General features: G+C 35.8%; 11 protein-coding genes. 9 read left to right on the top strand and 2 right to left on the bottom strand.

The annotated features are described in order from the left end of the window. Positions 1 to 10: 10 nt before the first annotated feature. From ABWP91_RS06770 to ABWP91_RS06760, 3 genes are all read left to right on the top strand, one after another. Entirely contained in the window at positions 11 to 337 is a 327-nt protein-coding gene (locus ABWP91_RS06770; RefSeq protein WP_206083448.1) for a DMT family transporter, read from the top strand. Positions 338 to 529: 192 nt separating this feature from the next. Next, positions 530 to 865, top strand: a complete 336-nt coding sequence (locus ABWP91_RS06765; RefSeq protein ID WP_353242615.1) for a tRNA-binding protein — start codon at positions 530 to 532, stop codon at positions 863 to 865. Positions 866 to 1112: 247 nt separating this feature from the next. Then, the gene (locus tag ABWP91_RS06760) at positions 1113 to 1814 is read left to right on the top strand and encodes a helix-turn-helix transcriptional regulator (RefSeq protein WP_353242614.1); all 702 of its coding nucleotides are present in this window, start codon (positions 1113 to 1115) and stop codon (positions 1812 to 1814) included. Between the two features lie 2 nt (positions 1815 to 1816). Here ABWP91_RS06760 and ABWP91_RS06755 read toward each other — a convergent pair whose 3' ends face one another. After that, positions 1817 to 2191 carry a DnaJ family domain-containing protein gene (locus ABWP91_RS06755; RefSeq protein ID WP_353242613.1) on the bottom strand — a complete coding sequence of 125 codons (375 nt, stop codon included), beginning with the start codon at positions 2189 to 2191 and terminating at the stop codon, positions 1817 to 1819. A gap of 521 nt (positions 2192 to 2712) precedes the next feature. On the opposite strand from ABWP91_RS06755, the gene ABWP91_RS06750 reads away from it, so the two are divergent. The 6 genes from ABWP91_RS06750 (at position 2713) to ABWP91_RS06725 (ending at position 8909) form a co-directional block, all read left to right on the top strand. Further along, positions 2713 to 3015 (top strand): helix-turn-helix domain-containing protein, encoded by a 303-nt coding sequence (locus ABWP91_RS06750; RefSeq protein ID WP_353242612.1) that lies wholly within the window; start codon positions 2713 to 2715, stop codon positions 3013 to 3015. 218 nt (positions 3016 to 3233) lie between these two features. After that, positions 3234 to 3767, top strand: a complete 534-nt coding sequence (locus tag ABWP91_RS06745) for a fimbrial protein (RefSeq protein ID WP_353242611.1) — start codon at positions 3234 to 3236, stop codon at positions 3765 to 3767. 150 nt (positions 3768 to 3917) lie between these two features. Continuing rightward, a complete protein-coding gene (locus tag ABWP91_RS06740) occupies positions 3918 to 6386 on the top strand; it encodes a fimbria/pilus outer membrane usher protein (RefSeq protein ID WP_353242610.1) in 2469 nt (822 codons plus the stop codon). Positions 6387 to 6395: 9 nt separating this feature from the next. Further along, entirely contained in the window at positions 6396 to 7118 is a 723-nt protein-coding gene (locus tag ABWP91_RS06735; RefSeq protein WP_353242609.1) for a fimbrial biogenesis chaperone, read from the top strand. 9 nt (positions 7119 to 7127) lie between these two features. Continuing rightward, entirely contained in the window at positions 7128 to 8111 is a 984-nt protein-coding gene (locus ABWP91_RS06730) for a fimbrial protein (protein WP_353242608.1), read from the top strand. Between the two features lie 144 nt (positions 8112 to 8255). After that, positions 8256 to 8909: a response regulator gene (locus ABWP91_RS06725; protein WP_353242607.1), complete on the top strand. Its 654-nt coding sequence runs from the start codon at positions 8256 to 8258 to the stop codon at positions 8907 to 8909. Here ABWP91_RS06725 and ABWP91_RS06720 read toward each other — a convergent pair. After that, a complete protein-coding gene (locus tag ABWP91_RS06720) occupies positions 8875 to 12090 on the bottom strand; it encodes an ATP-binding protein (RefSeq protein ID WP_353242606.1) in 3216 nt (1071 codons plus the stop codon). The two genes, ABWP91_RS06725 and ABWP91_RS06720, sit on opposite strands and share 35 nt — an antisense overlap. Positions 12091 to 12166: the final 76 nt, after the last annotated feature.

Raw genomic sequence — 12166 nt, 5'->3', positions numbered from 1 at the left:
GGGAAAGATTATGTTTACTGGGTTTTTATGGCTAGCACTTTCGATTGGTTCTGAAATAACGGGAACTTCAATGATCAAAAAGACTAATAGCTTTAGTAAGCTGGGCCCGTCTATTTTAGTGATCATCGCCTATTGTTTATGTTATTTCGCATTGACCCGCGCAATGGGGTATATCCCTGTCGGAGTGGCTTATTCATTATGGTGTGGGTTTGGTATTGTCGGTGTGACATTAGTTTCCATGATTTTATATAAACAAAAACCAGATTTCCCTGCGGTATTCGCGATGGGGTTAATTATTTCTGGTGGGATTATCATGAATACCTTCTCAACGATGTAGGCCTTATTTTATTTTGTTCTTTATCTCGTTCATTATTTGCCCTCAATCATTTTTTGTTGAGGGCTATTTTTTGCAAATCATCTGAGGTTACTGAGTTTTTTGCAATAAAAAATGATTGTTTGGCGATAATGTTTTCTGCGAGTCCTATGCTAATTTAGTGACCAATAGTGATTTAGTTTAGGAATGAAGAGTATGCAAATTATTGAGTGGGATGATTTTACCCGTGTTGAAATGCGTGTAGGTACCATTATCAGTGCAGAGCTAAACAGCAAAGCCAAGAAACCCGCGTACGTGATGGAAGTTGACCTAGGTGAACTGGGCATCAAACGCTCAAGCGCACAAATTACCGTCAATTACACCCCTGAAAGCCTAATCGGCAAACGTGTTCTTTGTGTTTGTAACTTTGAAGTAAAACGTATAGCAGGGATTAAGTCCGAAGTGTTAATCACAGGGGCACCAGATGAAGCGGGGGCAATTGTTCTTGCTGAATTTAATTTGCCACTTCCGAATGGCGCTTTACTCGCTTAATGCTCGTCATATTTCGCACTGTAGCGGTGTTGGCTGCACAAAGTTACCCTAGTCACATACTTATGTATGTTCCTAGGGATAACTGTGTTTGCCGCCTTGCTACAGCACGAACTATTTAGAGCATTTAATTTGATATAACTTTTCATTATATTTATTTGAATTCTCAAGTGATGCCATATTGGCATCACTGCCATTTATAGGTAAAAAGGTTATACTCTGACTATCTGTATCAGTGGGAGTGTTTCCTTTGCGATTACCTGAGCTGCATTTTCGACAATATTCTGACGAGGTCATTTCTCATCAACACGATGGGCAGTGGCAAGTCGTATTGTCGTTATCTGGGCAAATGGAAATCAATATGTATCGGCAGCATTTTCAATTAGATGCAGGAAAGGGCATCGTGATCCCGCCAAGTGTGAACCATGCGTTTAGTGGCCAAGATGGTAATCAAAACTACGTTCTGGAAATGCCAGCCACTGCACAGTGGGCGCTAGACGAAAAAATGACCCAATTTGCACTTACGCCCTCAGCAATGGGTTTGCTTCATTGGTTACAAAGCTTTCCCCAAGCACCTGAAAATAATTTTGCGGTGGCGCGTTTACTGTTGGCGCAATTAAAACCCGAAAGTCAGTGGATTGATGGGGTTTCCCAGTGGGTTGAAACCCGGCTACATTTACCCATTAGTTGTGAAGATATGGCATTGGCTTTTTGCATGTCAGTCAGTACATTACAACGAAGAATTAAGGCCGAAACAGATTTAACAGCGATGCAATTTATTCAACAAAAAAGGATGGAAGCCGCGGGGAGCTTATTGCTCACCAACAGCAGTATAGAAACGATAGGCCTCAGTGTTGGCTATGATTCTCACTCTGCATTTAGCCATGCATTTAAAAAATACTATGGCAAAACCCCGCTTGAATACCGAACACAAGCAACAATATCCCGTTAAAGTTATTTATCAGTCTGTGCCATGTGTGTCGAAATCGCCTGCGAATACTCACCTTGTAAAAAATCAGTATTGACGCCAGCTTGTCTCAATTTTAATTCAAGTAGTGAGAGCTGCTTACTCACATTGACATAATTTGGATCATCAACTGATAGCCCTTGAAGTAGATGGCTAAGTGTTAGCGCATCCTTTCTTTGCTGCAACTCAGCAGGCAAATACCCCGAATTCTTTAATAAGCGATATCCAGCTCTTAACTCAGGAGGAACTAAACTATCATCTTCAAGATGCAGCGGTTTGCCTTCGCCATTAAGTTGTGACAATTCCCCTTTATGTAAGGATTCCTGAATATGGCGTTCAGCCCAGAGATCAATAATCGACATAATATTTAATCCAGCAATACAATTTATCTCATTATATCTTTTTCACTTAGGGGGGTAAAACGAGGTAGTTTCCTGCAACTAATCAGTTTTGCTGCTATTTTTGTATATAAGTCAATAACGACTATTTCTAAATTACTCCCCCCTATAAATGTTAATGAATTGTTTTGTTTTTTCACGGCGTTATTTGTTAATCGATTGAGGCAATAACACTTGTATAGTGTAAAAAATTGTATTTTTGACTTAAGGGTTATAATTCACTGTATTTATCCATTGAGTTTACCTGAAAAAAGATATGTTTATTCATGATTGTTTTGCAGAATTGAACATAAAGACTGAAAAACAAATAATAAAGATCAAAAAAAATAATAATCATTAAATTAAACTGATGAATTGAAGTGGAAGTTTACTCGGGCATCGGTTTGTTATTTTTATTTGGTTTAATTACTATTTGCCCACTCGTTAGTGTTGTATTTGTATTGGATTAGATTTTTAGATGTGACTTTAATAATGGAAGGGAAATAATGCCTAAGTACCCCGTTGCTAAAATAGTAGGGAGTAAAATAAAAAGATTAAGAAAAGAACATGGGCTTACAGGAACAGAATTGGCAGCATACTTACATGTCAGTCAGCAGCAATTCTCTCGATATGAGCGAGGCGTTAACCGAATTGATATTGATTCTTTAGTTATTATTGCAAATTTTTTGAAAGTAAGTATTCATTACTTTTTTGAGGATATATCTTCCTTTGAGTCTATAGATCATTCATGGCTAAATAGTGATGATTTAAATAGTAATTTACCTCCAGAAGATAAAAATAGTTATTAATTAATGAGTTATAGCCATTAGGTTTTTTAAGGGTTCCCTTATATTTATTATTTCCATTAAATAATAATCTATTGCACATGTTCTCGGGGACTTAAACTTAATAAGCAAAGACAACATATGAATCTAATTAGCGATATTTGTTATTGCAGATATCGCTGTTATCTCACACGAAGAAACTTCTTTGTGTAACAATTATATTATGAAATAAGGATTTAAAAATGAAAAAGACGCTTTTAGCCTCTTCAATTATTGCTTTAACATTCACTGCTGCATCAACTTCATTTGCTGCAGATCTTGGAAGCGGTACTATTGAATTTAACGGTACAGTTAACTCAGGTGCTTGTACTATCGCACCATCATCAGTTAATAAAGAAGTTCAGTTAGGTTCTGTGCCAGCTGTTTCTTTAAAAACAGCGGGTGCGCAAGGTCCTAATGTTGATTTTACCCTTGAACTGGCTGACTGTGTGTTAGACCCATCAGCAAGCGGTACAGATTACTCTAAAGTCACTGTTAAGTTCACAGGTCAAATGGATGCAGCTGGTGCTTTATGGGCAAACAGCGGTACAGCGCAGAATGTCGGTATTTTATTCCAGAATGGTAATGGTACTGACTTAAAAACAGGTGATATTATTACTCAAAATTTAAATGCGGGTTCTAATACGATTAATTTATCTGCGCGTATGCAAGCATTAGGTGCGGCAACAGCAGGTTCAGTGAAATCAACAGTCGCTTACGTCCTAGATTATCAATAAGTATATTGTAGTATTTAATTGCTATAAGTAAATTTTCTATTTAGTTATTAATATGCCGATTATGCTATGTGAAAATAATATTTCACAGCGTTTTCGGCTGTTTATAAATAAGAAAGTAATAAATATATTAATCACAGAATATTCCGGCTAATGAAAATGGATAATTTTAAAAAAAACATAGTAGCTAGCTTAATATCTAGCCTATTTTTTTATTCAAACTATGTTAATGCAGACTCAGTCCAATTTAATCAGGATGCTTTGTCTATTTCTGGTGATTCAGATATTGACTTAAGCGCCTTTGAAAAAAATGGAGTTGTTGAAGGTGCTTATTTTTCAAATGTTTCTGTAAATGGAAAACGAGTTAATTTTTTTGATAAAATTGATTTCTTGAATAAAGAAGGGATAGTTCAACCTTGTATTTCACAAAAATTAGTGGAGATTATTGGTTTAAAAGAAAATTTCATCAATGAAACTCCTACATGGCAAGATGGCCAATGTTATGATTTATCATCACAGGATAAAAATATTACATCAAGATTTGATGATGAAAAACAAGAGCTAGCATTATCAATACCACAAGCTTATTTTTTGTATGCGGATGATAATTGGGTTCCTCCAATGCAACGTGAGGTCGGTATTAATGCATTAGTTTTTGATTACAATATCATCGAAAATTACTTTAAGTATAAAAATACTGAAAGTACGAATAACTTGAGCTCATTCGGTTCTGTAGGTGCCAATATTGGGCGATGGAGACTACGCAGTAATTATCAGTTCTTGAAAGATTTTAACGATAACCAGAATGATAATTTCAAATGGGTTCAAACATACCTTTTTACTGATTTACCGAGTTTATCAGCTAAATTTTTTGCTGGAAAATATTATACAGCTAACCAGTTATTTGACTCTGTTCGTTTTAATGGAGTTAGTATTTTCACAGATGATAACATGTTACCTGCCTCATTAAGGGGGTATGCTCCGAATGTTTCAGGAATAGCAACAAGTAATGCGACAGTGACAGTATCGCAAAATGGACGGATATTAAACCAAGTTAAAGTCGCTCCCGGGCCATTTTCGATTGATAATTTAAGTTCCTCTTTATCAGGTACATTAGATGTTAAGGTAACAGAAGAGGATGGCTCTATTAGAGAGTACCAGATATCTTCGACAAGCATTCCATTCTTAACGCGACCAGGTATGGTTCAGTATAAATTAAACGCGGGTCAGCTCGATCCTATGGGATATAAGAATGTTAAAAATGATTTTATCTCAACTGAGTTTTCGTGGGGAATTTTAAATAACTTATCTGCATTTGGCGGGTTATTTGCAACTTCTGATAATGAATATAATGCCTATAGTGTGGGTGTTGGGTTAAATATGGAACGTTTAGGTGCGATGTCATTTGATATTACGCAATCTAGAAACCAATTGAAAGATGCTGCTTCGCATACAGGAGAGAGCTATCGAATTAATTATGCTAAACGTTTTTCCAACACAAGTCGTCTTGATTTGACAGGGTACCAATTTTCTAATGAAGGTTTTATGTCAGTCAATAATTATATTGATACTAAAGGCAATCCTTCTGGAAATTATTATCGACAAAAGAATGTATTTACAACATCTTTTACTCAACAAGTCCCTAATTGGAATGCAGATGTCAGTTTGAGTTATTCAAGAGAAAGCTATTGGGATGAATCTAAAAGTAATGACACATTAAATTTATCTTTTAATAAAACGATTAAAAATGACTATATCAACAATGCACTTTTATCTTTTTCAATTGGTGAAAGTAGTTATTTAAAAGGAAAACGTTCTAAACAAGCTTATCTGTCTTTAAGCCTTCCTTTGGGAGGGGAACGAGATTCTAGATTACAATACTTTGCTTCTTATAATGACCGAGATAAGAAGTATAGCAATAATGTGAGTTATTACACCAAAATGAATGGTAATAATGTAAATATTGGTTTGTCGAGTAGAGACTTTTTCGAGAATGCCGCCATTAATACATCATTATATCGTGATACTCAATATGGCACAGCTCAGTTTACTGGGGCTTATAGCAATGATTACCATACAGCGAGTGGCTCATTAGATGGTTCTTTAACATTGACAAGTCAAGGGCCTGTTTTACATCGTCGAGTTTACGAAAATCAGGCACGATTGGTAATAGATACAGATAAAGCAAAAGATGTGTCTATTAATAAAAATGAATCAATAACTAATAGGTTTGGCTTAGCTGCGATCAGCAACGTGCCAACCTATTACAGATCAACTCAGTATGTAGATTTAAATAATATACCAGCAAATGTCAGTATCGATGATAGCGTTGTTGAATCAACACTGACAGATGGTGCGGTTGGATATTCAAAACTAAACACTATTATGGGAGAGAAAGCACTATTAACAATTAGTTTCCCTGATGGAAAAACACCGCCATTTGGTGCACTAGTTTATGATTCTGATGGTGAGAAAGTATTGGGTATGATTGCTGAACAAGGTGAAGTTTATTTGGCTGGTATTCAACTGAATCAAAAATTAATTGTTAAATGGAATGGAAGTCAGTCTTGCCGAATTGTGCTAGATAACACTAATGTTCAAAATATAAATTGTTATAAATAGTAGAAGATTATGAAAAATTTAAAATTAATAATGAGTGCATTACTTTTAGTAAGCACATATACACATGCATCAATTTCCGTTGACCGAACTCGCGTTATTTATGATGAAAATAGTAAGGGCGTTAGTGTCGTTGTTGAAAATACAGATAGTAAAGATCCATTCTTAGTTCAGTCTTGGGTTGAAGATGAAAAAGGTAAGAAAATTACAGATCCTTTAGTGGCTTTACCTGTATTACAACGTATTGAAGCGAACCAAAAGAAACAAATTAGGATCAGCACATCAAAGAATAGCCTCAATATTCCTAATGATAAAGAATCATTATTTTATTTTAATGTACTTGGTATTCCACCTAAAAGCCAATTAGAGAATGCAGTTGAAATTGTCATTCAGTCTCGCTTTAAGTTGTTTTATCGCCCAAAGGGAATAACTAAGTATGCAGATAATAATTGGCAAAAAGAGCTTAAAATTGAAAAAATGGGGAGCACATTAAAACTGGTAAACCCGACGGCTTATCATGTAGTTGTGATCAATATTAATGATAATAAAAATAAGGTTGCTAATTTTGAAGAAATAATCATTAAACCGAATAGTAATACAAATTATTTTTTATCTGATAAACAAAAGAATACATCTGAAATAGTTGTAACATATATTGATGATTATGGTTCCCCTAAATTATTAACCTATTCATGCCGTAATACATCATGTGTGCTTAATGCAGAAAAAGAATAAGAGGGTTCTATGTTCTATTTTAAAAAAATAGTGTCATTTATTGTATTCGGTTTTATATTTCTCAGTTTTAATGTGTCGGCAGCGGTATCAAATTGCCGAGTAAACTCAGGGCCTGATTATATACAGCAAGACATCACATTCGAAATTACGAATAGTAATTCGACAATAGCGACTGGAGCATTATTAGCATCTGCAGCATCTTCTTTTATCTCATTTTCATGTGATTTTACAGGGTCGGTAGCTACACCTAATCATGTTTATTTTAAAAATGCCATGCCTCCAGAGATAAAGTCGCTTTTAATTAATAGTGGCGTAACTGTGACGCAAAGAAGTGCAATTGGTGGCGGTATAACGGCGACAATTACAAACCCAAGTGTACCTAATATTGATTTAGGATACTGGAGTCAACCTGCCGTAGGTGTTACAACGAATATTGGGATAATGTATAACTTTGCGGTTAATAAGGGCGCTAATGCTTTAAAGCCATTTGATACGGGGAATTTTATGCTCGGCTATCATGAAGATTACCAAGCAAAGTACCTTGGGGTACCCGTCTATGCTCATATTGTCGGTAATTTAACACTACTTTGCCCAACCCCAGCGATTAATTTGTCCGTATCGCACGGTGGTAGTATTGAGTTTGATACAGTTTCACCAAAGCAAATGGACGCGGGGGATTCAATCAGCCGACCTTTTCATTTAATGATGGCCGTTCCCCCTGATTGTACAACTGGCTTAAATGTATCCGTTCGTTTTGAACCAAATAATAATACTATTTTGGGTAATAAATATCTTGATATGGGAAATGGGTTGCAAACGATGTTACAAAGTGGTTCAACCGAAATAAATTACAACCAAAATTATGCGATTGGTGAAATTTTACCTCAATCATCAGTAAGTGTTCCTTATACGGCGATTTTAAATAAAGTCCCAGGGAGTACGATAAGTTCAGGGCCATTTTCAAAAACAATCCGGGTTGTTGTGTCTTACTGAAACTATAATTACTTGTTTTTATTTATAAAAATAAAATAGGCAGTTTTAAAGTTTAAAATATTTATTTGAAATGATATTCGTAATTTGACTTTCTATAAACGGTGGTATATTCAATTATAACCACCCTGATAACGAGTAATATCGATGAAAAAGCTATCATTAGTTTTAGTTGATGATCATCCAATTGTTCTCTCTGGATTGAAAGATACTTTATCACAATCATCAAATTTATCTGTTATGGGGGCTTTTACCCAAGACTCGGAACTATTTACTTTTTTAAAACACAACACTGTTGATGTTATTGTGACTGACTATATGATGCCAAATAATACACTATCAAGTGACGGCCAAAATTATATTCAGTTTTTACGTCGTAAGTATCCAAGCATCGCTTTAGTCGTTTTAACAATGGTTTCTAACCCCATGCTCATACAGATGTTGTATGACCGTGGGGTAAGTGCTGTTGTTTCAAAAGAGGCCCCTTTGCAGGATTTGATGAAAGCAATAAAGCTAGCGGGGCAGGGGCAAGAATACCGCAGGCCAGTTGCTGATTTAACCACAACATTAAAAAGCCGTAATGCGACAACCCTTGATGAACGCGTAAAAACGTTATCACCTCGTGAGTTAGAGGTATTACGACTATTTGTACAAGGCAAACCCATTGTTGAAATTGCTAAGCTATTAAATCGAAGTGATAAAACAATTAGCTTACAAAAAAATGCGGCGATGCGTAAATTAGGTGTTGATAATAATCAGGCTTTAATTAGCTACTGTGTGACTCACCATCTGTTTGATTAAGTTTGTTGAGCCAAGTTATTAAATCATGGTAAATACTCAGGTCAAACTTACTTGAATTTGTCGTCTCTAAATTTAATGATTTTTCAAATTTTAAAAGTTTATTAGCAAGCTCGTGCTCTTCTACCGTAATTAATGCTCCGCGCAGTCGATGTGAGAGCTGCTTTGCTATTTCAATATCTTGGTTATCTATAGCTTGGTTTAAAGCTTGAATGTCAGTGCTAAATTGTAAAATAACATTTTTCTTATCAGAGCCATGAAGTGGATTAATGGCTCTGATTACTTCATCTTCAGAAAAAGAGGAATGGTAGATAGGAAAAAAGCGATTAAAAAGATGAATTAAAGTTTCTGATTCTATTGGTTTTACAATCCAAGCATCCATTCCTGCTTGTAGACAACGCTCTTCCTCTTCTTTTAGGCCGTTTGCAGTTACACCGATGATTGGGCAGGTTTCCCCTTCAAGGCGCAGTTGTTTTGCGAGTTCATAACCGTTGCGATATGGCATATTGACGTCTGTAAGAATAATATCAACGACTTCATTATCCCAAATGACTAAAGCTTCCTCACCATCACTGGCTGTAAAAACGTGACAACCAAGTCGTTCAAGCTGTTCTTGAAGAACGACTTGGTTAATTGGGTTATCTTCCGCAATTAATACTTTTAATGGGAATAGGTCAATTTGTGCCTGAGCACGGGGGATTGGACATATTAATGAGGTTGTTAAGTGTTTATTCGTTTTTAATAAAAATAATTGCTGGTTGAGTTCGAGTAATCTGAAATGGTTTTCAGAGACGAACCATGTTCTTCCTGCCCAATTTTCAGGTAAAGAAACCTGCTCTATTAGTACACCAACTGCGATAATAGATGAGGTATCCTCTGGTAAGCTATTTTGTGATAAATAAACGGTAGCTCCCCATTTTTTAAACCATTGAGCGAGGTTTTTGGTGAGTAATGGATTGACGGTTTGAATCCAAATGTGTGTATTGGTTAAATCAGCCCAAATAGCCTCTTGTTTTCCAAGCTTAAGAGGCAGAGTTATAAGAAAAGAACTCCCATGCCCAAGTTTACTTTGCAAACTTATTTGTCCATCCATTAATTTGACTAGATTTGAGCAAATAAATAAGCCTAGGCCTGTACCTCCGTATGTATGAGGTTCTGAGTGTGCTTGATAAAAGGGTTCAAATAGTTTTTTTTGTTGCTCTAAATTAATACCAACACCAGAGTCAATAACGCGAATTAATATGTTGTCATTAGTGCTTGTTTTAAGTTCGACAATAATGCTACCTTTTTGCGTAAATTTAATCGCATTACTGAGTAAGTTCCCAATAATTTGCTGTAGTCTTGCAGTATCTCCAACTCTATTGGGTTGAATGCTAGGGTCTATAATCGTAAAGAGGGCTAGCTCTTTTTGTTGTGCTAAGCCTTGATATAATTGAACTGTTTGTTGTATTAATTCTAAAAGATCGAATGGTTGATTTTGAATTTGAATCTGGTTAGCTTCGATTTTACTGATATCTAGAATATCTCCGATTAACTGCATTAATAATTGTGATGTTGTGGACATGCGATTAATAAAATTAATTTGTTGAGAAGATAATGCGGTATTAGAAAGTAATTCTAACGTACCAATCAGTCCATAAAGTGGCGTTCGAATTTCATGGCTCATCGTTGCTAAAAATGACGATTTAGCTCGGTTGGCCTCTTCTGCTAACCGTTTAGCATCATCTAACTGCTTCTCAGTTTCTGCCTGTATCGTTATATCCGTAAATGCACATAAAATGACAGAACGTTGCTGATAATTTGTTGCTGTACTCACGATATATAGAACGTGATCTCCTGATTTTAGTGTTGTTTTGACATCTTTTTTCTTGGTAATAACATGCCTGAGAAGTTCTTGATATTCATTAGAGTTATGAGGCTGAGCGAGGTCGGAGATTTTAAGCCAATATTGTGCAAGTTCATTCGCGAAACGCAGTTGCTGAGTTTCCCTATCAATAACACATAGGCCAATAGGCGTAGTGGCAATAAGTGTCTGATTAAAAGCTTCGTTGTCTAAAATGATTTGTTGGGACTTAACGGCGGGTTGTAGAATTTTCCGTTGATACCAACGGTGGTAGCCCCAACCACAAAAAAAGCTAAAGAAAAGAGCTGTTATAAGACTAATGGGTAACCACATATTATCTTCAAAAAATGCCGCGTAGCTAATTCTGTAATACCCATTCCATTCTTCGTTTTTAGAGGCTAATTTAAGTACAAGGCCATCTTTGGTATAAGAAAGTCCTTCATTAGTATCATTTGGTATTTTTGTATCGCCTAATAGTTGGCCAAATTCATTATGAGTTAACCAAAATTGATGCGTCAGTGTTGGGTTTAGTATTTTTTCAAAAACGCTAATTCTGACTTGGCTTAGTAAAGAAACTGTATAAATATCTTTAGGTGATAATTGCGCATTTTTCCACAAATGTGTATCGAAACCAGCTGGGATCACACCGATAAGATTATTTGTAGAATCGGATTGTCTTATCCAAATAACAGTATCTTTTTCATGATTTTTTTGTGCATCTTCAAGCTGCTTTTTGATTGAGGGAAGGTTGATGCGAATACTGTCAGTGACCGCATGGAATAATTCAGGGGATATTGATTCATTTCCCATAATTGTACCAACGGAAGGAACGCTGATACTTATATGGTCATGTTCATTAATAAAGAATACAGCAGCCGCTGGGTAATATGATCCTCCCCAAAATGTAGAATAAAAATCTGCTAAATATGCGCCAAGTGAAAAGAGTATGCTCGGTACTTGGGAGCACTCTAAACTTTCATTACACCCTAAGGTGAATGGCATCGCAACAATCGATTCTTTACCTTCCAGTAATCGTAAAGGCCATTTTTTAGGGGGCGTTTGGTAATTTATTGAGAAAGTTCGGCTTTCAACTAGCTCTGATAAGTCTTGATTTTGATGGTTTAGTGCAATTAAAAATTTTTCTTGTTCAAGTATATAGCCAATAAGTGTACTAAAATCTACCTCGAGCCGCTTAGTTTCTTGTTGAACAATTCGTTCTGCACTCCAAACTAGAGTTGCAATGAGAATAAACAGGAGAGGAAGAGCTACCGTTAATATACTATTAGTGCGCCCTGAGGTACGTGTTATTCGCGAAAATGCGGTTGAAGAGGAATTAGTCATGGCGCTATTCTCAATGATTATAGGCAAACTCCATGATTTCCATCATAATATAAAATATAAATTGAACAATGATTAT

It is taken from the genome of Providencia sp. (assembly GCF_040396775.1).
Lineage (GTDB): Bacteria > Pseudomonadota > Gammaproteobacteria > Enterobacterales > Enterobacteriaceae > Providencia.
Note: the sequence above shows the minus strand (reverse complement) of the source record. Positions and strands in the feature narration are given on the sequence as shown.

Bases quoted from the DNA above. Each gene is read 5' to 3' on its own strand.
- ABWP91_RS06770 (WP_206083448.1), top strand. From the start codon at position 11: ATGTTTACTGGGTTTTTATGGCTAGCACTTTCGATTGGTTCTGAAATA.
- ABWP91_RS06765 (WP_353242615.1), top strand. From the start codon at position 530: ATGCAAATTATTGAGTGGGATGATTTTACCCGTGTTGAAATGCGTGTA.
- ABWP91_RS06755 (WP_353242613.1), bottom strand. From the start codon at position 2,191: ATGTCGATTATTGATCTCTGGGCTGAACGCCATATTCAGGAATCCTTA.
- ABWP91_RS06750 (WP_353242612.1), top strand. From the start codon at position 2,713: ATGCCTAAGTACCCCGTTGCTAAAATAGTAGGGAGTAAAATAAAAAGA.
- ABWP91_RS06745 (WP_353242611.1), top strand. From the start codon at position 3,234: ATGAAAAAGACGCTTTTAGCCTCTTCAATTATTGCTTTAACATTCACT.
- ABWP91_RS06740 (WP_353242610.1), top strand. From the start codon at position 3,918: ATGAAAATGGATAATTTTAAAAAAAACATAGTAGCTAGCTTAATATCT.
- ABWP91_RS06735 (WP_353242609.1), top strand. From the start codon at position 6,396: ATGAAAAATTTAAAATTAATAATGAGTGCATTACTTTTAGTAAGCACA.
- ABWP91_RS06730 (WP_353242608.1), top strand. From the start codon at position 7,128: ATGTTCTATTTTAAAAAAATAGTGTCATTTATTGTATTCGGTTTTATA.
- ABWP91_RS06725 (WP_353242607.1), top strand. From the start codon at position 8,256: ATGAAAAAGCTATCATTAGTTTTAGTTGATGATCATCCAATTGTTCTC.
- ABWP91_RS06720 (WP_353242606.1), bottom strand. From the start codon at position 12,090: ATGACTAATTCCTCTTCAACCGCATTTTCGCGAATAACACGTACCTCA.